Annotated in this window: 23 protein-coding genes, 2 tRNA genes and 1 pseudogene; 12 read left to right on the plus strand and 14 right to left on the minus strand. The window is 68.9% G+C overall.

All coding sequences use genetic code 11. The features are described from left to right. A pseudogene (locus ACVBEQ_RS04210) lies at positions 1-357 on the minus strand (hypothetical protein); the annotation flags it as partial. 254 nt (positions 358-611) lie between these two features. Here ACVBEQ_RS04210 and rpmB point away from each other — a divergent pair. Next, the gene (gene rpmB, locus ACVBEQ_RS04215; protein WP_447152190.1) at positions 612-803 is read left to right on the plus strand and encodes a 50S ribosomal protein L28; all 192 of its coding nucleotides are present in this window, start codon (positions 612-614) and stop codon (positions 801-803) included. A gap of 142 nt (positions 804-945) precedes the next feature. On the opposite strand, the gene ACVBEQ_RS04220 is transcribed toward rpmB, so the two are convergent. Both ACVBEQ_RS04220 and gcvT read right to left on the minus strand, forming a co-directional pair. Next, complete coding sequence (locus ACVBEQ_RS04220) at positions 946-2,070, minus strand: branched-chain amino acid aminotransferase (RefSeq protein ID WP_447152191.1); 1,125 nt, start codon at positions 2,068-2,070, stop codon at positions 946-948. 62 nt (positions 2,071-2,132) lie between these two features. After that, a complete protein-coding gene (gcvT, locus tag ACVBEQ_RS04225; protein ID WP_447152192.1) occupies positions 2,133-3,275 on the minus strand; it encodes a glycine cleavage system aminomethyltransferase GcvT in 1,143 nt (380 codons plus the stop codon). A 150-nt stretch (positions 3,276-3,425) separates the two neighbouring features. Between gcvT and ACVBEQ_RS04230 the strand changes: the two genes are divergently transcribed. Beyond that, on the plus strand, positions 3,426-4,931 hold the full coding sequence (locus ACVBEQ_RS04230; protein WP_447152193.1) for a leucyl aminopeptidase: 1,506 nt from the start codon (positions 3,426-3,428) through the stop codon (positions 4,929-4,931). A gap of 24 nt (positions 4,932-4,955) precedes the next feature. Here ACVBEQ_RS04230 and ACVBEQ_RS04235 read toward each other — a convergent pair whose 3' ends face one another. Further along, positions 4,956-5,420, minus strand: a complete 465-nt coding sequence (locus tag ACVBEQ_RS04235) for an oxidoreductase (protein WP_447152194.1) — start codon at positions 5,418-5,420, stop codon at positions 4,956-4,958. Between the two features lie 157 nt (positions 5,421-5,577). Between ACVBEQ_RS04235 and lpdA the strand changes: the two genes are divergently transcribed. The 5 genes from lpdA to ACVBEQ_RS04260 all read left to right on the plus strand — a co-directional run bounded on the left by lpdA (position 5,578) and on the right by ACVBEQ_RS04260 (position 10,550). Next, entirely contained in the window at positions 5,578-6,948 is a 1,371-nt protein-coding gene (lpdA, locus tag ACVBEQ_RS04240) for a dihydrolipoyl dehydrogenase (RefSeq protein WP_447152195.1), read from the plus strand. A gap of 120 nt (positions 6,949-7,068) precedes the next feature. Beyond that, complete coding sequence (gene sucB / locus ACVBEQ_RS04245) at positions 7,069-8,931, plus strand: 2-oxoglutarate dehydrogenase, E2 component, dihydrolipoamide succinyltransferase (protein WP_447152196.1); 1,863 nt, start codon at positions 7,069-7,071, stop codon at positions 8,929-8,931. 92 nt (positions 8,932-9,023) lie between these two features. Continuing rightward, on the plus strand, positions 9,024-9,905 hold the full coding sequence (locus ACVBEQ_RS04250) for a TIGR01777 family oxidoreductase (protein WP_447152197.1): 882 nt from the start codon (positions 9,024-9,026) through the stop codon (positions 9,903-9,905). 55 nt (positions 9,906-9,960) lie between these two features. Next, positions 9,961-10,164, plus strand: a complete 204-nt coding sequence (locus ACVBEQ_RS04255) for a CopG family ribbon-helix-helix protein (RefSeq protein ID WP_447152198.1) — start codon at positions 9,961-9,963, stop codon at positions 10,162-10,164. Then, on the plus strand, positions 10,161-10,550 hold the full coding sequence (locus tag ACVBEQ_RS04260) for a type II toxin-antitoxin system death-on-curing family toxin (RefSeq protein ID WP_447152199.1): 390 nt from the start codon (positions 10,161-10,163) through the stop codon (positions 10,548-10,550). The genes ACVBEQ_RS04255 and ACVBEQ_RS04260 overlap by 4 nt, the downstream gene beginning before the upstream one ends. A 20-nt stretch (positions 10,551-10,570) precedes the next feature. Here ACVBEQ_RS04260 and ACVBEQ_RS04265 read toward each other — a convergent pair whose 3' ends face one another. The 4 genes from ACVBEQ_RS04265 to recO all read right to left on the minus strand — a co-directional run bounded on the left by ACVBEQ_RS04265 (position 10,571) and on the right by recO (position 14,202). Continuing rightward, positions 10,571-11,497, minus strand: coding sequence for a TIGR03943 family putative permease subunit (locus tag ACVBEQ_RS04265; RefSeq protein ID WP_447152200.1), 927 nt, complete (start codon positions 11,495-11,497; stop codon positions 10,571-10,573). Between the two features lie 43 nt (positions 11,498-11,540). Continuing rightward, the gene (locus tag ACVBEQ_RS04270) at positions 11,541-12,545 is read right to left on the minus strand and encodes a permease (protein ID WP_447152480.1); all 1,005 of its coding nucleotides are present in this window, start codon (positions 12,543-12,545) and stop codon (positions 11,541-11,543) included. A gap of 68 nt (positions 12,546-12,613) precedes the next feature. Further along, complete coding sequence (locus ACVBEQ_RS04275) at positions 12,614-13,423, minus strand: isoprenyl transferase (protein WP_447152201.1); 810 nt, start codon at positions 13,421-13,423, stop codon at positions 12,614-12,616. Next, positions 13,420-14,202 carry a DNA repair protein RecO gene (gene recO / locus ACVBEQ_RS04280; protein WP_447152481.1) on the minus strand — a complete coding sequence of 261 codons (783 nt, stop codon included), beginning with the start codon at positions 14,200-14,202 and terminating at the stop codon, positions 13,420-13,422. The genes ACVBEQ_RS04275 and recO overlap by 4 nt, the downstream gene beginning before the upstream one ends. A gap of 284 nt (positions 14,203-14,486) precedes the next feature. On the opposite strand from recO, the gene ACVBEQ_RS04285 reads away from it, so the two are divergent. From ACVBEQ_RS04285 to ACVBEQ_RS04295, 3 genes are all read left to right on the plus strand, one after another. Then, a complete protein-coding gene (locus ACVBEQ_RS04285) occupies positions 14,487-14,969 on the plus strand; it encodes a GNAT family N-acetyltransferase (protein WP_447152202.1) in 483 nt (160 codons plus the stop codon). A gap of 19 nt (positions 14,970-14,988) precedes the next feature. Then, entirely contained in the window at positions 14,989-15,819 is an 831-nt protein-coding gene (gene fdhD, locus ACVBEQ_RS04290) for a formate dehydrogenase accessory sulfurtransferase FdhD (RefSeq protein WP_447152203.1), read from the plus strand. Positions 15,820-15,955: 136 nt separating this feature from the next. After that, positions 15,956-16,597, plus strand: a complete 642-nt coding sequence (locus tag ACVBEQ_RS04295; protein WP_447152204.1) for a hypothetical protein — start codon at positions 15,956-15,958, stop codon at positions 16,595-16,597. Positions 16,598-16,630: 33 nt separating this feature from the next. Here ACVBEQ_RS04295 and clpX read toward each other — a convergent pair whose 3' ends face one another. The 5 genes from clpX to ACVBEQ_RS04320 all read right to left on the minus strand — a co-directional run bounded on the left by clpX (position 16,631) and on the right by ACVBEQ_RS04320 (position 21,655). Next, positions 16,631-17,899, minus strand: a complete 1,269-nt coding sequence (gene clpX, locus ACVBEQ_RS04300) for an ATP-dependent Clp protease ATP-binding subunit ClpX (protein ID WP_447152205.1) — start codon at positions 17,897-17,899, stop codon at positions 16,631-16,633. Positions 17,900-18,170: 271 nt separating this feature from the next. Next, positions 18,171-18,812, minus strand: a complete 642-nt coding sequence (locus ACVBEQ_RS04305; protein ID WP_447152482.1) for an ATP-dependent Clp protease proteolytic subunit — start codon at positions 18,810-18,812, stop codon at positions 18,171-18,173. A gap of 64 nt (positions 18,813-18,876) precedes the next feature. Then, on the minus strand, positions 18,877-19,506 hold the full coding sequence (locus ACVBEQ_RS04310; RefSeq protein ID WP_447152483.1) for an ATP-dependent Clp protease proteolytic subunit: 630 nt from the start codon (positions 19,504-19,506) through the stop codon (positions 18,877-18,879). Between the two features lie 267 nt (positions 19,507-19,773). Beyond that, positions 19,774-21,315 (minus strand): trigger factor, encoded by a 1,542-nt coding sequence (gene tig, locus ACVBEQ_RS04315; protein ID WP_447152206.1) that lies wholly within the window; start codon positions 21,313-21,315, stop codon positions 19,774-19,776. A gap of 263 nt (positions 21,316-21,578) precedes the next feature. After that, a tRNA-Pro gene (locus ACVBEQ_RS04320) sits at positions 21,579-21,655 on the minus strand. 89 nt (positions 21,656-21,744) lie between these two features. Between ACVBEQ_RS04320 and ACVBEQ_RS04325 the strand changes: the two genes are divergently transcribed. Further along, positions 21,745-21,818 (plus strand) — tRNA-Gly (locus tag ACVBEQ_RS04325). A 230-nt stretch (positions 21,819-22,048) separates the two neighbouring features. On the opposite strand, the gene glgX is transcribed toward ACVBEQ_RS04325, so the two are convergent. Then, a complete protein-coding gene (gene glgX / locus ACVBEQ_RS04330) occupies positions 22,049-24,160 on the minus strand; it encodes a glycogen debranching protein GlgX (protein WP_447152207.1) in 2,112 nt (703 codons plus the stop codon). A gap of 246 nt (positions 24,161-24,406) precedes the next feature. Here glgX and ACVBEQ_RS04335 point away from each other — a divergent pair, with 246 nt between their 5' ends. Next, positions 24,407-25,699, plus strand: a complete 1,293-nt coding sequence (locus ACVBEQ_RS04335; RefSeq protein WP_447152208.1) for an NAD(P)/FAD-dependent oxidoreductase — start codon at positions 24,407-24,409, stop codon at positions 25,697-25,699. Positions 25,700-25,702 lie beyond the last annotated feature (3 nt).

A 25,702-nucleotide genomic window follows, 5' to 3' on the forward strand; every position in this document is an offset into this window, starting at 1 on the left:
CGCGCCGACGTCACCGGTGGGCGCCGACACCCGGTCGTCCTGATCCGCTCCCGCGAAGGCCAGCCTGGTCGAACCGACGCCGGCGGCGAAGGCGTCCAGATACCGGCGCAGCATGCGGGCCGGCAGCTCGGTGTACTCCGCATCGGCCGCGCCCCAGTCGTCGTCGAGCACCGACCCTGGGCCGTACCCGTCGACCGGCGTCTCGTCGAGGGCTGCCGCCAGCCGGGCGCCACCGGCGTCCAGGGCGGCGACCTCCTCGTCGGTCAGGACAATGCCCCACTGCGGCATCACCGGGTCATCGGCGTCGGCCGCCCGGCGCAGCCACCTGCTGACGATGTGAGCGTCGAAGGACGTCATGCGCACCATGGTGCACCGCTCACCGCCGGTGTATCTCGTCCACTGCCACAACAGCAGGGAAACCAGCGCTCCGCAGGCCCGTGGACCCTGCTCCTGTGGCACTGGGCGGATCAGGGCCGCGGGCAGGGCGTCAATTTGGTCCGGCGACGGCGAATCAGTACCCTGGGGAGGTTGCCCGGCACACGTCGGGTCTGTGACGACTGCTCTGATCGGCCCCGCGGCCGGTCGCAAATCTTTGACAGGTGGTGTTCGGCGTGGCTGCCGTGTGTGACGTGTGTGGCAAGGGACCCGGTTTCGGCATGAGTGTTTCGCACTCGCACCGTCGGACGCACCGCCGCTGGGATCCGAACATCCAGCCGGTCCGCGCCCAGGTTGCCCCCGGCACGGTGCGCAAGCTCAATGTGTGCACCTCGTGCCTGAAGGCCGGCAAGGTCGTCCGCGGCTGATCGAGCCGCCCGGTGGGCTTCCACCCACCGATCAGTACCCAGTAGTAGGCAGAAGGCGGGTCCCGACGGGACCCGCCTTCTCGCCGTCTGCGCCGAGCGGCTGCGTCGAACGGCGCACCCAAGGGCGACAGGTGCGGGCCGCTCAGTTCATCCGCGTCATCCAGCCGTGGGTATCGGCCTTGCGCCCGTACTGCAGGTCGGTCAGCTCGCCGCGCAGCGTCATGCTGATCGGGCCGGGTTTGCCGCCGTTGATGTCGAACCCACCGCCGGCATGCAGCACCGACCCGACCGGCGTGATGACCGCGGCCGTGCCGCAGGCGAACACCTCCGTGAGCTCACCGGAGTCGGCCTTCTTCGCCCACTCGTCGGTGGAGATGCGCCGCTCCGTCGCGGTCAACCCGAGTTCCCGGGAGAGCGTCAACAGCGAATCCCTGGTGACGCCGGGCAGCAGGGACCCGGTGAGTTCCGGGGTGACGACCTCGGCGGTCGATCCGGAGCCGAAGACGAAGAACAGGTTCATCCCGCCCATCTCCTCGACCCACCGCCGTTCCACGGCATCGAGCCAGACGACCTGGTCGCAGCCCTTCTCCGCGGCCTGCGCCTGCGCCGCCAGCGACGCGGCATAGTTGCCGCCGAACTTCGCGGCGCCGGTGCCGCCCGGAGCGGCCCGCACATACTCGGTCGACCACCAGACGCTGACCGGCTTCACACCGCTCGGGAAGTACGCCCCTGCGGGTGAGGCGATGATGCAGAACGTGTAGCTCGCCGACGGCCGGACGCCCAGGCCGACCTCCGTCGCGATGATGAAAGGCCTGATGTAGAGCGAGGATTCACCGCCGGCCGGCACCCACGCGCCGTCCACCGCGAGCAGCTCACGGATCGAGGCCAGGAACAGGTCCTCCGGCAGGTGCGGGATACCGAGCCGGTCCGCGGACCGGTTCAGCCGGGCCGCGTTCTGCTCCGGACGGAACGAAGCAAGCGACCCGTCCGGCTGCGCGAAGACCTTCAGGCCTTCGAAGATCTCCTGACCGTAGTGCAGCACCATCGTCGCCGGGTCGAGGCTGAACGGTCCGTACGGAACCACCCGGGGATCGTGCCAGCCGACTCCGGCGTCGTAGTCGATGAGCACCATGTGGTCGGTGAAGTAGCGCCCGAAACCCGGAGCGGCGTGGATCTCGTCCCGGCGGCTGACGGGGATGGGTGCTGGATGCAGCTCGCGCCGGAACCCTCCGGCGAGCGGGCTCTGCGGGGAGGACGCTGTCGTCATCCCCACACGATATCGCGAATACTAGGACGTCCAAGTATCAGGGTGGGAACGATCGTGGCGGGTCAGCGGACGTGCGCCGGTACGAAGGGGGGCTTGACGACCCTGACCCTGATCCGGCGGCCGCGGACATCGACGGCGATCTCGTCACCTTCGGTGACTCCCGCTGCCGTGTCGATCAACGCCAGCCCGATGCCCTGACCGAGGGTGGGCGAGAAGGTCCCGGAGGTGGTCTCGCCGATCCGGCCGCCCGCGGCGTCCAGCACGCTCAGATGGCTGCGGAGCACGCCGCGATCGAGGGCCAGCAGGCCCCACGACTGGCGCCGGGGTCCGGCTGCCTTCTCGGCGAGCAGGGCGTTCCGGCCGAAGAACCGGGGCTTGCGCCAGCCGACCGCCCAGCCGACCCGCGCCTGCACCGGACTGATCTCCGCGCCGAGATCCTGGCCGTGCAGTGCGTAGCCCATCTCGGTCCGCAGGGTGTCCCGCGCGCCGAGGCCGGCCGGGCGCCCGCCGCGGATGCTCGCCTCGTGCACCAGCGCGTCCCAGACCGGGCGGGCGGTGCCCCAGGCCGGTACGAGTTCGTAGCCCCGTTCGCCGGTGTACCCGGTGCGGCAGATCCGGACCGGGCCGCCCTGGAAGGTGCCGTCGACCCACGACATGTAGTCGAGCTCGTGCGGCAGGTCGAGGGCCGCGAGCACCTCCGCCGACGCCGGTCCCTGGACGGCGAGAACCCCGAAGTCGCGGTGCAGATCGGTGACCGTCACTCCTGCCGGTGCCGCCGCGGCCAACGCCGCCACGACGAGTGCGGTGTTGGCCGCATTCGGGATCAGGAAGACCTCGTCCTCGGACACCAGGTAGGCGATGAGATCGTCGATGACGCCGCCCTCTTCGTTGCAGCACATCGTGTACTGCGCCTGGCCGGGGGTGAGCCGGCCGAGATCGGCGGTCAGGCAGCCGTTCACGAACGCAGCGGCGCCCGGTCCGCTGACCAGCGCCTTACCCAGGTGGGAGACGTCGAAGATGCCCACCGCCGTCCGGACCGCGGTGTGCTCGGCGACCACCCCGGCTCCGGCGTACGAGATGGGCATGTCCCAGCCGCCGAAGGCGCCCATGGTGGCGCCCAGCGCCAGATGGGCGTCGTGTAACGGGGAATGGAGCAGGTGCGCCTCGGTTGCGCTGCCGGAATCGTCGGTCGCCAAGTCGGACATTGCCCGACGGTAGCCTGCGGCGTCGCGGATCGTCGCGCCGACTACCGTCAGTGCGGTGCCGCCGGCCCACGGCGGCCGCGAACGTCCCGGCTCCGCCTGTGGACCACTACCCCCGAACCATTTCTCTCAGCGAAGGAACCACGACCACCGATGACCCGACTCTCGCTGACCACCGCATCCCCGGCCGCCGCCAAGGCCGACGCGCTCGTCGTCGCGGCGTACGCAGGACCCGACGGACCGGTCGCCGCCGACGCCACCTTCGCCGAGGCGGTGGACGTAGCCGCGGTGGCCGGCGCCACCGGCAAGGTCGGCTCGGTGACCACAGTCCCCGGCGGCGGCGCGATCGCCGCGGACCGGGTGGTCGTGGTCGGCCTCGGCGATGCTCCGGACCCCCACTCGGTCGACGAAGCGGCACTGCAGGAGCGGCTTCGGCAGGCGGCGGGCGCCGCTTCTCGCGCCCTCGCCGGTCGGGCCAAGGTCGTGTCCACCCTCGGCGAGCTCGGCCTGGCCGCGGCCGCCGAGGGGCATCTGCTCGGTGCGTACGTGTTCGACCGCTACAAGAAGCCCAGCTCGGCGCCGGTCGAGGCCGTCGTGCTGGCGGTCACGTCCGCCGCGAAGCCCGCCAAGGACGCGCTGGCCGCTGCGGTCATCACCGCGGAGGCGGTCGCGTTCGCGCGCGACCTGGTGAACTCGGCCCCGAACGACCTGCCGCCCGCCGCCTTCGCGGACCGCGCGGCCGCGGCCGGCCAGCAGGCGGGGCTGACGGTCGAGGTGCTGGACGAGAAGGCCCTGGCGAAGGCCGGCTACGGCGGGATCCTGGGCGTCGGATCGGGCTCCAGCCGACCGCCGCGGCTGGTGCGGATCAGCTATCAACCCTCGAAGCCGAAGGCCTCGGTCGCCCTGGTGGGCAAGGGCATCACCTTCGACTCGGGCGGTATCTCCATCAAGCCGGCCGCCAAGATGGACCAGATGACGAGCGACATGTCCGGCGCCGCAGCGGTTGTCGCGACGGTCGTGGCCGCGGCCCGGCTGGGCCTGCCGGTCTCGGTCACGGCCTACGCGGCGCTGGCCGAGAACCTGCCGTCCGGTTCGGCGTACCGGCCCGGCGACGTCCTGCGGCACTACGGCGGCGTCGATTCCCGTGGCCGCAGTAACGGCACCGGCAAGACCGTTCACGTGCTCAACACCGACGCCGAGGGCCGGTTGGTGCTCGCGGACGCGATCGTCCGGGCCTGCGAGGACAACCCCGATTACCTGCTGGAGACCTCGACGCTGACCGGCGCGCAGATCGTCGCGCTCGGCAAACGGACGATGGGCGTGATGGGTACCCCTGCCCTGCGCGACCGGGTCGCGGAGCTGGCCAGGGAGGTCGGCGAGGGCGGCTGGGCGATGCCGCTGCCCGAACACCTGCGGGAGGGACTCGACTCGCCGTTGGCCGACCTGCAGAACATCGCCGGCGATCCGGGCGGCGGGATGCTGATCGCCGGCCACTACCTGTCGGCGTTCGTGGCCGACGGCGTCAGCTGGGCCCACCTGGACGTCGCGGGCCCGGCCTTCAACGACGGCAAGGCGCGCGACTACACCGGTCCCGGCGGGACGGGCGTGCCGGTGCGGACGTTGCTGGCAACCTTGACCGACATCTCCCGGACGGGCTGAGCCGTCCGGCCCGAACGCGCGGGGTCAGCCGTCGAGGAAATCCTGCTCCATCCGCTGCAGCAGGATCGTCTGTTTGCGGGAGAAGTCCCGCATCCGCTGCGGGTAGCCGACGACGGTGGCGTCGTAGATGGGCAGGGCGTTGTCGTGCGCGAACTGTTGCGCGGCCTTCGGCGAGGCGATCCGGCGCCGGGTGAACTCACCGTCGTGGGCGACCAGCACGACGCTGGTCTCGGTGACCGCTGTCTTCGGCTCGACGAACACCTCGACACCGTGCCTGACCGCCGCCCACTCCCCCAGTTCGGTCGCCACCGCCTTGCGGTCGGCGCGACTCAGTTTCGACGATCCGCCGTCCGACCGTGGCTCCTTGGAGCGCTTGCGCCACGAGAACATGCCCATCGTCGAACTCTCCTGTCGGTGCCGGGTGACCGCGGCGACCGTCGTCCACCGCATCGCCGTCCGGAATCTGCCGGGTGCGGCTCCCCTGTCCATTGTCCCTGATGCGCGCGCCGGCCCTGCTCGTGATCGACCCGTCCACCGACGGCGAACCCGGACGGCGCCGTCGCATCCGGGATGCCAAGATGGACAGCGCATCGCACCCGGACGGGTGCAGCGACAGTTCCGTTGACCTACGAGGGAGTACTCGCCGATGACCGATACCAACGTCGACCTGGTCGTTCTGGGCGGGGGTTCCGGTGGCTATGCCGCCGCCCTGCGGGCCGCGGAACTGGGTTCGTCGGTGGTGCTGATCGAGAAGGAGAAGGTCGGCGGTACCTGTCTGCACTGGGGTTGCGTCCCGGCCAAGACGCTGCTGCATGCCGCCGAGGTCGCCGACGAGGCCCGCGAAGGCCTGTCGATCGGCGTCAAGACCTCGTTCGACGGGGTCGACGTGCCGGCGCTCCTGAAGTACAAGGACGGCATCATCAACCGGCTCTACAAGGGCCTCACCGGCCTGGTGAAGTCGCGCGGCATCACGACCGTCGACGGTGAGGGCCGCTTCGTCGGACCGAACAAAGTGGTCGTCGGCGACGACACCTACATCGGCAAGGACGTCGTCCTGGCCACCGGTTCCTACTCCCGCACGCTGCCCGGCCTGACCATCGAGGGCCGCGTCATCACTTCGACGCAGGCGCTCAGCCTCGAGTGGATCCCGGAGAAGGCGATCGTGCTGGGCGGCGGCGTCATCGGCGTCGAGTTCGCTTCCACCTGGGCCTCGTTCGGCACCGAGGTGACCATCGTCGAGGCGCTGCCCACCCTCGTCCCACTCGAAGACCCTTGGGCCGCAAAGCTTCTGGAGCGGGCATTCCGTAAGCGGAAGATCGCGTTCAAGACCGGCGTGCGGTTCCAGGGCGTGACCCAGGACGACTCCGGCGTCACCGTGACGCTCGAGGACGGCACCACGCTGACCGCTGATCTGCTCCTCGTCGCCGTGGGCCGCGGCCCGTTCACCGCCGGCTGCGGCTTCGAGGAAGCCGGCGTCACGATGGACCGCGGCTTCGTCATCACCGACGAGCGACTGCACACCAACCTGCCCAACGTGTACGCGGTCGGCGACATCGTGCCCGGCCTGCAACTGGCCCACCGCGGATTCCAGCAGGGCATCTTCGTGGCCGAGGAGATCGCCGGGCTGAACCCCGCCGTCATCCCCGACGAGAAGATCCCGAAGATCACCTACTGCGATCCCAACATCGCGTCCGTCGGGCTCACCGAGGCCAAGGCCAAGGAAGAGCACGGCGAGATCGAGACCTATGTCTACGATCTCGGCGGCAACGGCAAGTCCCAGATCCTCAAGACCTCGGGCGGGATCAAGGTGATCCGGGTCAAGGACGGGCCGATCGTCGGCATCCACATGGTCGGCGCGCGCATCGGCGAGCTGATCGGTGAGGCACAGCTGATCGTCGGCTGGGAGGCCTTCCCCGAGGACGTCGCACCCATGGTGCACGGCCACCCTTCGCAGTACGAGGCGATGGGCGAGGCGATGCTGGCGATGGCCGGCAAGCCGCTGCACGTGCACGACTGACAGACCCACCGTTTCGCCCATCCGGTGGGTCCCGAGTCCGCGCGTCGGACCCGGCCCGACCGGGAACTGATCACCCGCACACGACCAGCACGACCCCGGTCAGAGGTAGGAGAGCAACGCATGTCCCACTCCGTCCAGATGCCGGCCCTCGGCGAGAGCGTCACCGAGGGCACCGTCACCCGTTGGCTCAAGAGCGAGGGTGAGCAGGTCGAGGTCGACGAGCCGTTGCTCGAGGTCTCGACGGACAAGGTCGACACCGAGATCCCCTCGCCCTACGGCGGCGTGCTGGAGAAGATCCTGATCGCCGAGGACGAGACCGCCGAGGTCGGTGCCGATCTCGCCATCATCGGCGACGGATCCGGGTCGTCCGGCGGCGATGGCGAGAGCGCCACCGCCGACAGCGGAGCGGTGACGGGCGGCAGCGGGGACCTGCCGCCCGACGCGGAAGGCGCACCCGAACCGGCACCGGAACCCGACGCAGCACCCGCCGCGGAGAGCGAGCAGCCGGCCGAAGCGCCCTCGACCGACACCGAAACTCCGGCCGAGAAGCCGACCGCCGGTGTCGGCGGCGCCACCGGGTCCGGAACCTCCGTGACGCTCCCCGAGATGGGCGAGTCCGTCACCGAGGGCACCGTCACCCGCTGGCTCAAGGCAGTCGGTGACGAGGTCGCACTCGACGAGCCGCTGCTGGAGGTGTCCACCGACAAGGTCGACACCGAGATCCCGTCGCCGGTCGCCGGGACGCTCCTGGAGATCACCGTCGGCGAGGACGAGACCATCGAGGTCGGCGCGCAGCTCGGCGTCATCGGCGACGCGAGTGCCGCGCCCGCCGCTGCGCCGGAGCCCGAGCCCAAGGCCCAGGAATCAAAGCCGGAGCCCAAGCCGGAGCCGAAGCCCGAACCCAAGGCCGACGCGCCCAAGCCCGCCCCGAAGCCCGAGGCACCCAAGGCAGCGGCCCCCAAGCCGGAAGCACCCAAGTCGGCACCCGCGCAGGCGATTCCGTCCGCGCCCGTCCCGGAGGGCACCTACGTCACACCGGTGATCCGCAAGCTCGCCGCCGACAACGGCGTCGACCTGTCGTCGGTGAAGGGCACCGGCGTGGGTGGCCGGATCCGCCGCGAGGACGTCGTCGCGGCTGCCGAGGCTGCGAAAGCGGCCGCTGCGGAGGCCGCCAAGCCGGCTCCCGCCGCGCAAGCCCCGGCCGCCCCGGCGGCTGCGGCACCGTCGGGCGCCCCGAAGCCCGACGCGGCAGCGGCATCGCTGATCGGCACGACGCAGAAGGTGCCGCGCATCCGGCAGTCCATCGCCAAGAACATGAAGCACGGCCTGGACACGGCCGCCCAGCTGACGACCGTCATCGAGGTCGACACCACCAGGGTCGCGGCGGTCCGGGCGAAGGCCAAGAGCGCGTTCGAGGCCCGCGAGGGCGTCAAGCTGTCCTTCCTGCCGTTCTTCGTGAAGGCGGCGCTGGAGGGCCTCAAGGCCCACCCGGTCATCAACTCCACGATCTCCGACGATCTCAAGGAGCTGACCTATCACGGCAGCGTCAACCTCGGTATCGCGGTCGACACCCCTCGCGGGCTGATCGTTCCGGTCATCAAGAGCGCGGACGACCTGAACATCGCCGGGCTGGCCCGCAAGATCGCTGACCTGGCGAAGCGCACGCGCGACAACAAGATCGGTCCTGACGAGCTCTTCGGCGGCACCTTCACGATCACCAACACCGGATCGGTGGGGGCGCTGTTCGATACGCCGATCTTCGTCCCGCCGCAGTCGGCGATCCTGGGAACCGGTGCGATCGTGAAGCGGCCGGCGGTGATCCAGGACGCGGATGGCAACGACGTCATTGCCATCCGCTCGATGATGTACCTGGCGATGTCCTACGACCATCGCAACATCGACGGGGCCGACGCCTCCAGGTTCCTGGCGACGGTCAAGCGACGCATCGAGGGTGGCGAGTTCGAGGGCGATCTCGGCCTCTGACCTGCCGCGTTAGGGCGCCGTTTAGGATGGCGCCCTGACGCTGTCCCGCGCTCCGGCGGGCGCCATCGCACCGCACCGTGGGGATCGCACAGATGCACATCGTTGCCGCAGGGGTGAGCGGGTTCCTCGGGACCCGGCTCACCTCCTCGCTCACCGCTGCCGGCCATCAGGTCACCCGCCTGGTCCGCTCCGGACCGGCAAGGCCAGGGACGAGCGTCTGGGACCCGGACACCGGGGAGATCGACAGCGCCGTGTTCGACGGCGCCGACGCCGTCGTCAACCTGTGCGGTGTCGGCGTCGGAGACCACCGCTGGAACGAGGACTACAAGCGGCTGATCCTGTCGTCACGGGTCAATCCCACCCGGTTGCTCGCCTCGGAGTGCGCCCGGCTCGGTATCCCGGTGCTGATCAACGCATCGGGGATCGGCTACTACGGACCGCACGGGAACGAGATCATCACCGAGGACTCCCCGGCCGGCGACACCTTCCTCGGGCAGACCTGCGTCGCCTGGGAAGGCGCCACTGCGGTCGCCGCGGAGGCCGACGTCCGGGTGGTCACCCTGCGGACGGGACTGGTGCTCGGCAAGGACGGCGGACTGCTGCCCAAGCTGACCCTGCTGACCCGGCTGATGCTGGGCGGCAAGCTGGGGTCCGGTGAGCAGTACTTCCCCTGGATCTCGGTGACGGACGAGATCGCCGCGATGATCCACCTGCTGACGGCGCCCGTGCACGGACCGGTGAATCTGACCGCGCCCTACCCGGTGACCAACGCCGAGTTCACGAAGGAACTCGGCCGCGCACTGCACCGGCCCGCGCCGTGGATCGTGCCCGGCATCGCGCTGAAGGTCGTCCTGGGCGAGTTCGCCGACGAGGTGCTGGCCGGCCAGCGCGCGCTGCCGATCAAGCTGCACGACTCGGGCTTCGAGTTCACCCACCGCACCCTGCCGGTTGCCCTGGCCGCCGAACTCGGCTGATCACACACAGCCTGCGGAACCCTGCGCGGTGATACCACAGTGGTATCATCGCGGCATGGCCATGACGCTTCGCCTCGACGAGGAACTCGACCACCAGCTCGAGCAGCTTGCAGACGCTCTGGGGCTGAGCAAGCAACAACTCGTCACCCGCGCCGTTCGCGAGTACCTGACACGCGAGCAACGGATTGTCCGGACCCTGGCCAATGCCGATCGAGTCGTCCAGGAGAACACCGGACTGCTCGACCGGTTGGGGCAGTGACGGCGCCTGAGCCCGAGGACGTCGATTTCCTGACCGATGAGGAGGCACTCGCGGTCGTCGAGCGCCTCGGGTTTCACGTCCGTGACGTGGGACTTCTGCTCTCCGCGCTGGCCCGTCCCCGCGCCACCGTGTTCGGCGCGGACGCCTATCCGGACCTGCCGACGAAGGCCGCAGCGATGTTCGAGTCGCTGGTCGGCAATCACCCGCTGCTGGATGGCAAAGAACGACTTGCTGTCGTCCTGACCTGGACTTTTCTGCTCAACAACGGCTTCGCGCCAACTCACTCCGAGGATGAGGCCTACGACTTCACCATGTCAGCCGCTGCAGGCGCCCTCACGTTCGAGGCCATTCGGGACTGGTTCACCGGCCGCATCCGCAGAGCCTGAAGGCCCGCTCCCTGTCCTGATCAGTGCTCGTACGGGTCGCTCGGCTGCTCCACGGGCGTCATCGAACCGACGCTCACGGTCGGCACGTAGCCGTTGTCCAGGGTCGCGGTGTCGGCGTCCACCGTCACCACGGCCTGCACCCAGGTGTTGGCCGGGTAGGGCGCCTCCCCCGCGACGTGGAGCTGCATCGGGTTGGCGTCCGCGGCGCAGCAGCTGATCACCATCCGGGCGATCGTGTAGCCATCGCCGTAGCCCTGGCCCGCAGGCGCGAGGAAGCCGGTCACCGTCACCGGCACGTCGCGCACCGAGTAGTCGGCGTCGTAGAGCGCGCGCAGGATCAGGTCCTTCAGGCCGACGGTCGGGTTCTGGCCCTCCAACGCGGGGAAGTGCATCGTCCGCCGTGAGCCCGCGGAGTCCGCCGCGGAACCGCTGCCGTCGTTGAACTTGTAGCCGCCGCCACCGGTGGCGTCCTTGCTGCCGGGCTGGTCGGCGGGGACCACCGTCATTCCGGCCAGTGCCTGCGAGGAAGCATTGCGGGCCACCGCGTCGGCACCCAACGCGGGCGGGGCGACCAGCAGGAGCACCAGGACCGGGACCAGGATGAGCCACGGGGACTTCGACGAGGCGTGGTCATGGCCGTGAGCGTCTGTTTCGGGTGCGTTGGCCCCGGCCCCGGCATCGGAGACGTGATCGGCGTGCGGCTGGGTCGCGCCACCCGCGGACGCCCGCGCCGCGAGCGCCTGCTTCCGCGCCCGGTCGGCCTTGACGTCCGCCCTGATCGCCAGGATCAGCGACAGCACCCCGACCACGATCAGGATCCCGCCGCCGATCAGCAGCAGCGGAGCGAAGCCGGGCTTGACGTACGAGGTGAACCGCCCGGACAGCGTGATGGACACCAGCAGCCCGCCCAGCAGCGTCACGACGATCGATTGCGTTTCCTTGTTCATGCCGCCTCCCCCACGAACGTATCCGGCACCGGCTCGGGCGCGGTCATTGCCAGCCCCAGAACGCCAGGCCCACGGTGGTCCCGACGATCACAGCGACCGCGAAGGTCAACGGCGCGAAGCGGATGGCGAACCTGCGGCCGAACACCCCGGCCTGCATGGCGAAGAGCTTCACGTCGACCGCCGGACCGACGGTCAGGAACACCAGCTTGCCGATCACCGGAATGGTCGAGAAGGCAGCCGCGACAAAGGCATCAGCCTCGGAACAGAGCGCCAGGATGAACGCCAGACCGGCCATCAGCAGGATGGACAGCAGCAGCGACGAGCCGATGCTCTCCATCACATGCGCCGGGACGATCGTCTTGAAGGTCGCCGCGGCGGCTGCGCCGATCACCAGGAATCCGGCCGCCTGGGTGAAGTCGGTGAGGATGGTCGACAGGAAGACCCGCCAGCCCGACTGGCCGTTGGTCGCGGAGACGGGCACTCGAGGTTTCATCCACTCCGGCCGGCCGATCCGCTCCCAGATCCAGCCGACGATCACGGCGGTCAGCAGACCGGCGATCAGCCTGGCCCACACCATGTTCGGCTCGCTGGTGAAGGCGACGGCCGTGGCGATCAGCACGATCGGATTGACGGCCGGCGCGGAGAGCATGAACGCCAGCGACGCCGACGGACGGACCCCGCGCTCGATCAGCCGATTCGAGATGGGTACCGAACCGCACTCGCAACCCGGCAGCGCCGCGCCGCAGACGGTCGCCACAGGTACGGCCAGGGTGGCGTTGCTCGGCAGGATCCTGGTGAACACCGCGGCTGGCACGAAGGCCGCGATCGCCCCCGAGACGACCACGCCCAGCACCAGGAACGGGGTGGCCTGGACACAGATGGCGACGAAGACGGTCGACCAGCTCTGCAGCACCGGATGCCCGAGGAAGGACTCCAGCGGTCCCCTGAAGGCGATGGCCAGCAGCAGCACCGCGCCGAAGATCTCCAGCGAGCCGGGCCGGTAACGCTTCTCCGGGGGCGGCAGCTCACCCCCGAGGGACTCGGCCACGGCATCTTCGGGTGCGGCGGCGGCGTTGTCCGACCCGGTCGACGGGCCTGCCGGGGACCGGTCGACAGTCACGAACCCACTCCCTGCGATGTCGGGGACGGCTCGGCCGGAGTCTCGACGACGCCACCGAACCGGCGCTGGCGGGAGGCGTAGACCTCGCAGGCGCGCCACAGGTCGCGGCGATCGAAGTCCGGGAACAGGGTGTCCTGAAAGACCAGTTCCGCGTAGGCGGACTGCCAGATCAGGAAGTTGCTGGTCCGCTGCTCGCCGGACGGCCGGAGGAACATGTCGACGTCGGGCATGTCCGGCTCGTCGAGATAGCGCGCCAGCATTCGTTCGTCCACCTTTGCCGGGTTGATACGACCCGCCGCCGCCTCGACGGCGATGGCCTTCGCCGCGTCGGCGATCTCGGCGCGCCCACCGTAATTGACGCACATCGTCAACGTCAGGACGCGGTTGTCCCGGGTGAGTTGCTCTGCGTACTCCAGCTCGTTGATCACGCTGCGCCAGAGCCGCGGCCGCCGTCCCGCCCATCGGACGCGTACCCCCAGCGAATGCATGTCGTCCCGGCGCCGGCGGATCACGTCCCGGTTGAAGCCCATCAGGAAACGCACCTCGTCCGGTGAGCGCTTCCAGTTCTCGGTGGAGAACGCGTACGCGGACAGGTGAGTGACACCGATCTCGATGGCACCCTCGACCACATCGAACAGGGCCGCCTCACCGCGCTTGTGCCCCTCCGTCCGCGGCAGTCCCCGCTGCTTGGCCCAGCGCCCGTTGCCGTCCATCACCAGTGCGACGTGCCCCGGCACGGCCCCCGGCGGCAGCGCGGGCGGGCGGGCACCGCTGGGGTGCGGCCGGGGTTGACGAGGGGCGGTCACGACAGGGCCGTCCGATCGGCGGTCGCACCGTCATCGGATCCGCGATCCACCATGCCCAGCGATCGCAGTGCCCGTTCCAGGTGCCACTGCAACAGGGCGGCCACCAGCCCGGACGCCTCACGCCGCGCCGCGCCGGCGGCGTTCTCGGCGATCGGCCAGTCCCCGCCGGCCAGCGCCGCCATCAGCTCGATCGTCGCCGACGCCGGTCGTGCCGCGCCCATCGCACCCGCCTGCCGGCATTGCGGGCAGAGCAGGCCGCCGGAGGCGACGTGGAACGCGCTGTGCGGCCCCGGGCTCCCGCAGCGCGCGCATTCGGTGAGGGCCGGCGCCCAGCCGGCCAGCGCCATCGCCCTGAGCAGGAACGCGTCCAGCACCAGCGACGGGTCACGGCCGGTTTCCGACAGCGCCCGGAGCGCGGACACCACCAGCAGGTACAGCCGCAGCGTGGGCTCGCGCTCCTCGGAGGTGAGCCGCTCGGCGGTCTCCACGATGGCCGTCGCGCACGTGTAACGGGAGTAGTCCGCCGCCAGCACCGGTCCGAACGGATCGAGCGTCACCGCCTGGGTGACGATGTCCAGGTTCCGCCCCGCGTAGAGCTGCAGATCGACGTGGCTGAACGGTTCCAGCCTGCTGCCGAACCGGCTCTTGGTACGCCGCACCCCCTTGGCGACGGCCCGCACCTTGCCCTCCCTGCGGGTGAGCAGGGTGACGATGCGATCGGCCTCGCCGAGCTTCGTCACCCGCAGCACCACAGCGGAGTCGCGGTAAACGGGCACCACGACATGGTGCCACCCGGTGCCCGGCCACAGGCACAAGCGCGCGGGGGCCGGCGGCACCGAGGTCCAGGCCACGACACCGCCGATCCCGACATATCCGCACGTCGGGTGGCCGCGACATGAACGGGAATCGGCTGTCAGCAGAACAGCGCCGGGGTGCCACCCACCGCGGAAAACGGGATGTCCGGGTGCACTAGCCTGGACCAACACGAACCGATCCCGATGAACGAGGCCAGGATCGGGCACACCATCGGCCTCACCCAACATTGTCGCCGAAAGGTGGTCGTATGAGCCCGACTCCCACCATCCGCCGCGCACTGCCAGAGGACGCCGAGGCGTTCGCGGCCTGCCATCTGGAGTGCTGGCGCGAAGCGTATGCGGAGCTGTGGGGGTCCGAACGGTTCGACGACTTCGACGTGAAGAAGATGTCGGTGCGTCGCCGCAAGGAGATCGAGGCGGGCGTCGCCGACCACTTCCTGGTCGAGGAGGACGGCGAGGTGGTGGGCATCGCCATCGCCGGGCCTACCAAGGACGAGGACGCGCCGGTCGAGCGAGAGCTGTATGCGATCTATCTGCGCGAGGCACATCAGGGATCCGGCCTAGCGGACGACCTGCTGCAGGCGGTCGTGGGCGACGGACCGGCATCCCTCTGGGTCTACCGGGACAACCCTCGCGCGAGTGCCTTCTACGTCCATCACGACTTCATCCCGGACGGCGAAGAGCGCGCCGACTCGGTGGGCATCCTGGAGATCCGCATGGTCCGGCGGTGAGTGCTGGCATGGTGGAGCGGTGAGCCGCGTCACCATCCGCACGCCGATCCGGCGTTACCGCGACGGGGCGTTCGTCTCCCGTCCGGACTCCGTCGCCGGCGAGGAGCCGCTGGAAATCCGGATCGGCGGCACCGCCCTCTCGACGACCATGCGGACGCCGGGCGCCGACATCGAACTCGTCCACGGTCTGCTGCACGCCGAGGGCATCATCACCGCCAAGGACGACGTGCTGGCGGTCCGCTACTGCGCCGGCGTGGACTCCGAGGGCCAGAACACCTACAACGTGCTCGACGTGACCCTCGCCGACCCGGACGTCGCCGGCCGGGCGGCCGCGCCGCGCGCGTTCGTGACCAGTTCGGCGTGCGGTGTCTGCGGGACGGCCTCGATCGAGGCCCTGCAGAAGGCGACCCGGTACACCCCGCCCGACGGGCCGTTCTTCGATCCAGAGGTCATCGCCGCGCTGCCGGACCGGCTGCGCGAGCGGCAGCAGGCCTTCGCGAAGACCGGTGGCGTCCATGCCTGCGCGTTGGCCTCGCCCAGCGGTGAGATCTCGACCATCCGTGAGGATGTCGGACGGCACAACGCGATGGACAAGGTGATCGGCGCCGCGATCCTCGCCGACGAACTGCCGATCGCCGGCCGGGCCCTGCTGACCTCCTCACGCGCGTCGTTCGAACTCGTGCAGAAGGCCGTGCTGGCCGGCGCCGGAATGCTGATCGCCGTGTCGGCCCCTTCCTCACTCGCGGTGCAACTCGCCTCGGAAACCGGGCTGACGCTCATCGGGTTCACCTCGGCCCGGGGATTCAACCTGTATTCCGGCGGGCGACGGGTCGCCGGATCCGGCGGCTGAGCGGCATCCGCCGCTCGCTCGAAGGCGGGTGAGATTCGGACAACAGTGGGTATCAAGGGGCATACCGCGAGGCTCCTGCGGCTACGATCCGAGAGCCCAGCCGCTCTCCCCACCGCGTGCGTCCGCAGGAGTGAACATGAGGTCTCGTTTCCCCATCACCGCCGCTCTCGCCCTCGGGGCGGCCACCATCCTGGCGGTCGCAGCGTGCGGTTCCTCCGTCCAGGGCTCGGCGCAGGCCAACACCGAAGCCGCCGCGACCATGACCACCGACGCCGCGAGCACCAGCGAGGAACTGTCCACGAGCGTCGAGACGACCAGCCAGGACACGGCACGGCCCACCGACCTGACCGAGCTGCTCAGTGAACTCCCCACCGAACTGAGCATCCCGACGGACCTCAGCATCCCGACCGATTTCAGCATCCCGAGCGAGCTCAGCGAGCTCACGGAGCTGACCCAGCTGACCGATCTGAGCATCCCCGGCTACAACTCCGACTGTCTGGCGGTTGCCAGCGCCTACGCGAACATCAGTCTCGCGCTGCTGCCGGCGCTGTTCGGCGGCACCGAGGGCTTCAACGCCGGCGACCTGAACAAGTCGCTGTCCGAGCTCAGTGCAAACGTCCCGCCGGAATTGGCCGGAGACATCAAGGTGCTGACCGACGCCGCGGCGGAGGCCAACGGTAAGTCGTTGACCGACGCGTCCCAGATCTTCAGCAGCGACGAGTTCAGCACGGCCCAGAACAACATCGACGCGTGGTTGTCGGCCAACTGCGGAGGCTGACCGGGGCGGGTCGGCGCGGGGGCGCCGACCGGCTCAGGCCGACTTCTCCCGCGGGGTCCGCTTGGGCGCGCGGGGGACGATCGTCGGGTACACGTTGGACCGCACGGTCTCCGCGTTGACGACGACCCGCTCGACGTCGTCCCGGCCCGGTACCTCGTACATCGCGGGCAGCAGGACTTCCTCCATGATCGCCCGCAGACCGCGCGCACCGGTGCCGCGCAGGATCGCCTCGTCGGCGATGGCGTCGAGCGCGTCCGGTTCGAACTCCAGGCCGACGCCGTCCATGTCGAACAACCGCTGGTACTGCTTGGAGAGGGCGTCGCGGGGCTCGGTCAGGATCTTGACCAGCGATTCCTTGTCCAGGTTAGTCACCGATGCGACGACGGGCAGCCGGCCGATGAATTCCGGGATGAGCCCGAATTTGATCAGGTCCTCCGGCATCACGTCGGAGAAGATGTCCGATCCGTCGATCTCGAATTTGCTGCGCACCTCGGCGCCGAATCCCAGACCACGCTTGCCGACCCGCTCACCGACGATCTTCTCCAGGCCGGCGAAGGCGCCAGCCACGATGAAAAGCACGTTGGTGGTGTCGATCTGGATGAACTCCTGGTGCGGATGCTTGCGGCCGCCCTGCGGCGGCACGGACGCCTGGGTGCCCTCGAGAATCTTCAGCAGGGCCTGCTGGACGCCTTCACCGGAAACATCGCGGGTGATCGACGGATTCTCCGACTTGCGGGCGATCTTGTCGACCTCGTCGATATAGACAATTCCTGTCTCGGCGCGCTTGACGTCATAATCCGCGGCCTGGATCAGTTTCAGCAGGATGTTCTCGACATCCTCGCCGACATATCCGGCCTCGGTGAGCGCGGTGGCGTCGGCGATGGCGAACGGGACGTTCAGCATCTTCGCCAGGGTCTGCGCGAGATAGGTCTTGCCGCAGCCCGTCGGGCCGAGCATGAGGATGTTCGACTTGGCCAGCTCGACGGGCTCGGGGCCACGGTCGGGACCGGCCTGGATCCGCTTGTAGTGGTTGTACACGGCGACGGACAAGGCCTTCTTCGCGACGTCCTGGCCGATCACGTACTGGTCGAGGTACTCCCGGATCGCGGTGGGCTTGGGGAGCTCGTCGAGCTTGACCTCACTGGTCTCGGCGAGTTCTTCCTCGATGATCTCGTTGCACAGATCGATGCATTCGTCGCAGATGTACACCCCGGGGCCGGCGATGAGCTTGCGCACCTGCTTCTGGCTCTTTCCGCAGAAAGAGCACTTCAGCAGATCCCCTCCATCACCGATGCGTGCCATGAGCCCTCTCGATCCCTTGTGCCGGGGACCCCTCGGGACCCGCTGCATTGACTACTTCCGAGACCGCTGACGTTACCCGTTGGACTCGTGCCAGTCCCGGTTTGACGGCGATGACACGGCCTCTTCACGCCTGGGCGAAGACAGGACCCGACCCCCGGCATGACGTTTCCTCGCCAAGGGTATCCGCCCGACCGCGTCGGGCGGGAGGAATTCCGTCACCGAAAACTTCGGCCGGCCGTTCCCCCCGCACGCGGCGACGGCAGCACCGGGCTCAGGCGAGCTTGCGGTACTCCAGCACGTTGTCGATGAGGCCGTAATCCTTGGCCTCCGACGCGGTCAGGATCTTGTCCCGGTCGATGTCCTTACGGACTTCTTCGGGGGTCTTGTTGGAGTGCCGCGACAGGATCTCCTCCAGCGCTGACCGCATCCGGCCGATCTCCTTGGCCTGGATCTCCAGATCGGATACCTGGCCGTAGACACCCTCGGTGGCGGGCTGGTGGATCAGGATGCGGGAGTTCGGCAGTGCCAGCCGACGTCCGGGGGTACCGGCGGCGAGCAGCACGGCGGCCGCGGAGGCGGCCTGTCCGAGGCACACCGTCTGGATGTGCGGGCGGACGAACTGCATGGTGTCGTAGATCGCCGTCATGGAGGTGAACGAACCACCGGGCGAGTTGATGTACATGATGATCTCGCGGTCCGGGTCGGTGGACTCGAGCGTCAGCAGCTGGGCCATGACGTCGTTCGCCGACGCGTCGTCGATCTGCACGCCGAGGAAGATGATGCGCTCCTCGAACAGCTTGTTGTACGGGTTCGACTCCTTGACGCCGTAGCTGGTCCGCTCGACGAAGGACGGCAGGATGTACCGGCTCTGCGGCAGGTTCAGCGCATTGCCGTGAGCCAGTCCACCCGGCATCTGGTGGCCGGAATTGGCAGTAGTCACGATGTTGTCTCCTTCGAGTCCTGCTTGAACAACCCGGTCACTTCTTCAGGGACGGCTTGTCCGGGTCACCATCGGTGGCCAGGGCCGGTGCGCCACCGGTGTTGTCCGCGGCGCGCGCGACGACCTTGTCGATGAAGCCGTACTCGAGCGCCTCCTGGGCGGTGAACCAGCGGTCGCGGTCCTGGTCGATCTCGATCCGCTCGATCGGCTGGCCGGTGTGCAGGGACTGCAGCTCGGTCAGCTCGCGCTTGGACTTGGTCAGCATCTCCGCCTGGATCGCGATGTCCGCGGCGGTACCGCCGACGCCCGCACTCGGCTGGTGCATCAGGATCCGGGTGTGCGGCAGCGCGGCGCGCTTGCCCTTCGCACCCGCGGTGAGCAGGAACTGACCCATCGATGCGGCCAACCCCATCGCCGTGGTGGCGACGTCCGGTTCGATCCACATCATGGTGTCGTAGATGGCCATCCCCGCGGTGACACTGCCGCCCGGGGAGTTGATGTAGAGGGTGATGTCCTTCTCGGGATCCTCCGCCGCCAGCAACAGCAACTGGGAGGTGATCTCGTTGGCGTTGGTGTCGCGCACCTCGGAGCCGAGCAGGATGATCCGTTCGCGGAGCAGTCGCTCGGACACCGAGTCCGACAGCGACATGCCCGGTGTTCCGCGCATCATGGGGGCACTCAGCCCCGGGGCGATCGCTTCCAGTCGCTGGACGGCCTCAAGGGCCCTCGAGCCGGCGAGCGGGTGACGGTGGCTCACGGACAACTCCTCTTCGATGACCCACATCTGCAAGAGATGCTGGTTGGATTCGGCATTTCTCGGCCGGCAAACAGGCCGGCCCCGGTGGGAATCTCATCCGACAGTAACCACTGGCGCGCCCCGCGCGATGGCAGAACCGTCCCCTGTTCGCTGACGGCGTGACCGCCGGCCGGCGGGTCAGCTACGGGGCTCGCTGTCGTCCTGAGCGACCTCTTCCACGATCTCGTCCACGATCTCGGCCTCGACGATCTCCTCCGCCAGCTCCTCCGCGACGGCCTCGGAGACGATCTCCTCCGCCAGTTCCTCCGCGGCGACCTGCTCGGTCACGGTCAGCCCGCTCTCGCTGGACGACTGGGCCTCTTCCAGTGCCTCGGCGAGCCGCTCCTCGTCGGTGACCGCCTCGACGCCGAACAGCGCGGCGACATCGAGCACCTCACCGGAGGTGTTGGTGACGGTGGCCTTCTCGACCGCGCCGGCCAGGGCCTTCCCGCGGCGCACCTCGGCGAACACGGCGCCGAGCTGGTTGCCCTCCTGCAGACGGGAGAAGTACTCGTCGGGCGAGACACCCAGCCGCTGGGCGTTGTAGAGCACCCGCTCGGTGAACTCCTCCTGGCTGACGCCGACCTGCTGGTCCTCGGCCAGCGCATCGAGCAGCAGCTGCACCTTGACCGCCTTGACAGCACTGTCGCGCAGTTCGGCGTCGAACTCCTCGCGGGTCTGACCCTCCCGCTCGACGTGCGCGTTCAGCGCATCCTCGTCGTGGTCGAAGGCATGTACGGCGTCGTGCTCGCGGGACTTGAACTCCGCGTCGACGATCGTCTCGGGCGTCGGGATCTCGGTGACCTCGAGCAGGGCCTCGAGCACCTTGTCCCTGGCATCGGCCGCCTGCGTCCGGTTCTTGACCCGCCGGATCTTGTCGGCCAGATCGGCCCGCAGCTCCTCGACCGTGTCGAACTCGCTGGCCAGCTGGGCGAACTCCTCGTCGACCTCGGGAAGCGCGCGCTCGGACACCGACTGCACGGTCACGGTGACCTCGGCCTCCCGGCCCGCGTAGCCGCCGGCGACGAGCACCGTCGGGAAGGTCGCGCTCTCGCCGGCGGACAGGCCGGTCACGGCGTCGTCCATGCCCTCGACCAGGTCGCCGGCACCGACGGTGTACGTCAGCCCCTCGGTGGTCGCGTCCTCGAGCACCTCGCCGTCCACGCTGGCGGTCAGGTCGATGCTGACCGAATCGCCCTCGGCGGCCGGCCGCTCGACCACGGTCGTGGTGGCGAAGCGGTCGCGCAGCGCCTCGACCTGCTCGTCGATGTCGGCCTCGGTCACCTCGACGTCGTCGACGGTCACCGCGACGTCGTCCAGCGACGGGAGCGTCAGCTCCGGCCGGACGTCGACCTCGGCGGTGAAGCCGAGGGCGTCACCGTCGTCGATCCGGGTGACCTCGATCTCCGGCTGGCCCAGCACGCTGAGGTTCGCGTCCGCGATCGCCTCGCCGTACTTGACCGGCACCGCCTCGTTGACGACCTCGGTCAGGATGGTGCCGCGGCCGAGCCGGGCGTCCAGGATGCGGGCGGGGACCTTGCCCGGGCGGAAGCCCGGGATCCGGACCTGCCCGGCGAGGACGCCGTAGGCCTTGTCGAAATGCGGTTTGAGCTCGTCGAACGGAACCTCGACGGTGAGCTTCACCCTGGTCGGGTTCAGGTGCTCGACGGTGCTCTTCACGTGCGGTACTCCTCGGGGGCTGGCTGGTGCTGGCGGATCGTTCGATGATGGTGGGGCTGTGTGCATGCGCGGAGCGCGTGGGCCGACCCGGGACAGGACGCCACCATTGGACGGCGGCGCCGCCGGGCAGAGCCGCCGTCGATTCTAGGCCAGCGGCCGACGCCCGGGCGCCGCGCGTCATGTGCCATGGAGGTGCCGTGAAGATCGGGCCGCCACTCAGCAAATCGGCACGGAGCAGACCGGCACCGGCAGCTCGCCGGCGGTGGTCGGGGTGACAGGATTTGAACCTGCGGCCTTCCGCTCCCAAAGCGGATGCGCTACCAAGCTGCGCTACACCCCGGCGCCCGCACCCGGCGAGCCCGGTGCGCATCTGGAAGCGTAGCGGAATGGGTTAGCATCAATGGCGCATCGGCCACCGGCGGGTGCAAGGCGGGCGTAGCTTAGTGGTAAAGCCTCAGTCTTCCAAACTGATGATGCGAGTTCGATTCTCGTCGCCCGCTCCATACCGTTCCCGGCCCCGTCCGGCCCACCCCATCCCGGCTCACCCCATCCGGACGATGTACGGACCCCGGCCCTCGCCCTGCACCAGGTCGTCGGCCGCACCGACACCGAGCGGCGGGTGGCGATCAACACCATCGGCCCGGTGTGGGACGGCAACGAGGTCTCGCTCGCTCGTCCTGCTGAATCAGGGCTGGACGTACTTCGTCTTCCGTGCGCGGGTGGTGGGACCGGCTCAGGATTCCCGCAGCACAACCAACGACCGGGGACCGACGACGACATCGCCGCCGCCCGTGACCCGGCCCCGGCGCTCGGGCTGACAGCTGTCCGATTCCACCGTGAACGTGCGATCGCCGTCCCAGTCGACCGAGAAGGTCAGCGGCTCCCACCAGCCGTTGATCAGCAGGGCGATGGTGTCATCCATCAGCGGTGCACCGTCATCGCCGATGTCCGGCTCGGCCGACCCGGACAACACCATGGCCACGCTCTTCGCGGCACCGTCCGACCAGTCCGAGCCGGTCATCGGCGCGCCCGACGGCGTGAACCAGCGGATGGTGTCCGGCTGCGCGGGGAAGGTACGACGACGCAACACCGGATGCCGGCGCCGTAGCCCGATCAGGTTTGCGGTGAAATCTCGCAGCTCCGTGTCCATCGACGACCAGTCCCACCAGGCGATCTCGTTGTCCTGGCAGTAGGCGTTGTTGTTCCCCTGCTGGGTGCGACCGACCTCGTCTCCGCCGAGCAGCAATGGGACTCCCCTGGCCAGCAACAAGGTGGACAGCAGTGCGCGGCGCTGCCTCGCCCGGAGCTGCACGATCGCCGGGTCGGAGCTGGGTCCCTCGACACCGCAGTTCCAGGAACGGTTGTCGCTCGTGCCGTCGCGGTTGTGCTCGGTGTTCGCCTCGTTGTGCTTGTCGTCGTAGGACACCAGGTCGGCCAGGGTGAATCCGTCGTGCACGGTCACCAGGTTGATCGACGCGTCCGGTCCCCGGCGGTGCTGGGTGTAGAGGTCGGCGGAGCCGGTCAGCCTGGTCGCGAGGTCGGGCAGCAGGCCGTCATGACTGCGCCAGAAGTCGCGCACGGTGTCCCGGAACTTGCCGTTCCATTCCGCCCAGCCGGCGGGGAAACGCCCGACGTCGTAGCTGTCGCCCTGGCCGACATCCCACGGCTCGGCGATCAGCTTGACCTGCGCCAGCACGGGGTCCTGCCACACCAGGTCGAAGAACGCCGCGACGGTGTCGAACCCGCCCTCTTGACGCGCGAGGGTCGGCGCGAGATCGAAGCGGAACCCGTCCACGCCCATCACCGTCACCCAGTAGCGCAACGAATCCATGATCAACCGCAGGCATGCGGGATTTCCGACGTTCAGCGCATTGCCACATCCGGACGTGTCCACGTAGGCGGCCTGATCGTTCGGATCGAGACGGTAGTAGGCGGCATTGTCCAGACCGCGCAGCGAGAATGTCGGCCCGTCGGGGCCGGCCTCGGTGGTGTGGTTGTAGACGACATCCAGGATGACCTCGATACCCGCGTCGTGCAGCGCGCGCACCATGTCCTGGAATTCGGCGACCTGGCCGCCGGGACATCCTGCCCGAACTGACGCAGAGTAATCGGCATGCGGCGCGAAGAACCCGATGGTGTTGTATCCCCAGTAATTGGTGAGACCGCGCTCGATGAGGAATCCCTCCGCAACATTCTGGTGGACGGGCAGCAATTCCACGGCGGTGATACCGAGCCGCTGGAGATGCCCGATCGCGGCCGGGTGCGCGAGGCCGGCATAGGTTCCACGGATATCGGGGGGGATGTCGGGATGGCGCGCCGTGAAGCCCTTGACGTGGATTTCGTACAGGACCGAATCCGACAGGTGCCTGGACGGTCGGGTGACACCGGAGGGGAGGCCGCCCTCCGAGTTCGGACCCAGCGATGGCGGCGATGCGAGCATCAGTCCGCGCGGCACATCGCCGGCGGAGTCCAGATCACTTGCACGGTCGTGGTTGTCGAGGTCATGGCCGTAGATCGAAGGTCCGAAGCGGACGTCACCGGTGATCGCCACGGCGTACGGGTCGAGCAGCAGCTTGTTCGGGTTGCAGCGCTGCCCGGCGGCCGGATCGTACGGCCCGCGTGCCCGGAAGCCGTATTCCTGGCCCGGTTCGATCCCGTCCAGGAAACCGTGCCAGACACCGGCGTCCAGGCCGGGCAATGGCAGCCTGGTTTCCGTGCCGTCCTTGTCGAACAGGCACAGCAGCACCTCATCGGCGACGGAGGAATACACGGCGACGTTGACGCCCGATCCGGAGAAGTGCACACCCAACGGAAAAGGAGAACCCGGTCGTACGGTGACGGACATGAAACGGAATGTAGGCCATCATTGTCCGTTGAGCCGGTTGCACTCCCCTGCCGGACATCCGCTGTTCAACCGCGGTTCACGGTGTGGCCCGCTGCCGGACCCTCTCGTCGGGCGTTTAACCCGAATGGGACGATGAGCGGGCTTCCGACCAAGGGGCACAGTCTTCGGGGAAAGGCAGCCGTCGGTTCGCGCAATGGGGACTGGCGATGGGCACCGACGGTGTCGGGCCGAGGGGAGGGGGCATTGTTGACCGCAGTCGTCGTGGTGGGCGGAGGAATGGCGGGGGCCGCGTGCGCCTCCGAACTCGGACGAAAAGGCGTCGAGGTACTGCTGATCGACCGGAACGACTATCTGCAATTCCAGCCGCTGCTCTACCAGGTCGCGAGCTCGCAGCTCCCCGTGGAGGACGTCGCCCGTCCCTTGAGCGTCGTCTTCGCCGATCATCCGACGGTCGCCGTCGTCCGCTCCCCGGTGACGGCGATCGATTTCAGCAGCCGCCGGGTGACCACGGCGGACGGGATGGTCCGCGACGCCGACCATGTCGTGCTGGCGGCCGGCGCGACAGCGAACTTCTTCGGCGTCGCGGGCGCCGATCAGCACGCTTTCCCGCTGTATTCGATCGTCGATGCCGAGCGCCTGCGGCTGCACCTGCACGAGCTGTTGCGGGTGCACTGCTCGCCGGAGCCACCTGCCGACCCGCTGACAGTCGTCATCGTCGGCGGCGGTCCCACCGGGGTGGAAACGGCAGGCGCAATCGCGGAGTTGTTCATCGCCTTGAAGGAGGACGGCCACCTCGCGGACTCCGCCCGCGTACACCTGGTGGACCACGGCCACGCGCTGTTGAAGCCGTTCACGGAGAAATCCCATGCCTACGCGCTGGCGAAGCTGCAAACTCATGGAGTCGATGTCACGTTCGGCGTCGCTGTCACCCGTGTCGACCCGGACTCGGTACAGCTGTCCGACGGGACGGTTCTGGCGACCAGGACAGTGATCTGGGGCGGCGGTGAATCGGCGTCGCCGATCGCGTCCTCCACCGGCGCGACACCGGGCCGCGGCGGGCGGATCGACGTCGGACCCGATCTGATGGCGCCGGGCTTCGATGGCGTCTTCGCGATCGGCGACGTGGCCAACATCCCCGGACCCGGCGACCGCACCCTGCCGCAGTTGGGATCGGTAGCCCAGCAGTCGGGGAAATGGGCTGCGAAGAACGTGATCTCGCTCATCCACGGCGAGCCGACAAAGCCGTTCCACTATCACGACAAAGGCATCATGGCGATGATCGGCCGCAACGCCGCAGTCGCCGAATTGGGTGCGCACCGCCATCAGGTCGAGGGGCCGATCGCGTTCGCCGCGTGGTTGGGTCTGCACGCGATCCTGCTGAGCGGCACGCACAGCCGGGTCGACGCCTTCCTGAACTGGGCAGAGGACTACTTCCACCACAACCGCGCGCCCGACCTGGAACTCGAGGGCACATCGGGCCGCATCGCCTGGGCCGACGACGTCGCGGACCGTCCGACGATATCGGCCGCCGACGGATGAGCC

The organism is Nakamurella sp. GG22 (assembly GCF_052976845.2).

What these genes read in the sequence shown, in the direction of transcription:
- ACVBEQ_RS04265 (WP_447152200.1), bottom strand. Translation starts at nt 11,497, where the DNA reads ATGAACAAGGAAACGCAATCGATCGTCGTGACGCTGCTGGGCGGGCTG.
- ACVBEQ_RS04220 (WP_447152191.1), bottom strand. Translation starts at nt 2,070, where the DNA reads ATGACGACAGCGTCCTCCCCGCAGAGCCCGCTCGCCGGAGGGTTCCGG.
- sucB (WP_447152196.1), top strand. Translation starts at nt 7,069, where the DNA reads ATGTCCCACTCCGTCCAGATGCCGGCCCTCGGCGAGAGCGTCACCGAG.
- ACVBEQ_RS04255 (WP_447152198.1), top strand. Translation starts at nt 9,961, where the DNA reads ATGGCCATGACGCTTCGCCTCGACGAGGAACTCGACCACCAGCTCGAG.
- ACVBEQ_RS04305 (WP_447152482.1), bottom strand. Translation starts at nt 18,812, where the DNA reads ATGCCGGGTGGACTGGCTCACGGCAATGCGCTGAACCTGCCGCAGAGC.
- gcvT (WP_447152192.1), bottom strand. Translation starts at nt 3,275, where the DNA reads ATGTCCGACTTGGCGACCGACGATTCCGGCAGCGCAACCGAGGCGCAC.
- ACVBEQ_RS04285 (WP_447152202.1), top strand. Translation starts at nt 14,487, where the DNA reads ATGAGCCCGACTCCCACCATCCGCCGCGCACTGCCAGAGGACGCCGAG.
- ACVBEQ_RS04230 (WP_447152193.1), top strand. Translation starts at nt 3,426, where the DNA reads ATGACCCGACTCTCGCTGACCACCGCATCCCCGGCCGCCGCCAAGGCC.
- ACVBEQ_RS04250 (WP_447152197.1), top strand. Translation starts at nt 9,024, where the DNA reads ATGCACATCGTTGCCGCAGGGGTGAGCGGGTTCCTCGGGACCCGGCTC.
- ACVBEQ_RS04235 (WP_447152194.1), bottom strand. Translation starts at nt 5,420, where the DNA reads ATGGACAGGGGAGCCGCACCCGGCAGATTCCGGACGGCGATGCGGTGG.
- ACVBEQ_RS04295 (WP_447152204.1), top strand. Translation starts at nt 15,956, where the DNA reads ATGAGGTCTCGTTTCCCCATCACCGCCGCTCTCGCCCTCGGGGCGGCC.
- lpdA (WP_447152195.1), top strand. Translation starts at nt 5,578, where the DNA reads ATGACCGATACCAACGTCGACCTGGTCGTTCTGGGCGGGGGTTCCGGT.
- ACVBEQ_RS04310 (WP_447152483.1), bottom strand. Translation starts at nt 19,506, where the DNA reads ATGCGCGGAACACCGGGCATGTCGCTGTCGGACTCGGTGTCCGAGCGA.
- clpX (WP_447152205.1), bottom strand. Translation starts at nt 17,899, where the DNA reads ATGGCACGCATCGGTGATGGAGGGGATCTGCTGAAGTGCTCTTTCTGC.
- glgX (WP_447152207.1), bottom strand. Translation starts at nt 24,160, where the DNA reads ATGTCCGTCACCGTACGACCGGGTTCTCCTTTTCCGTTGGGTGTGCAC.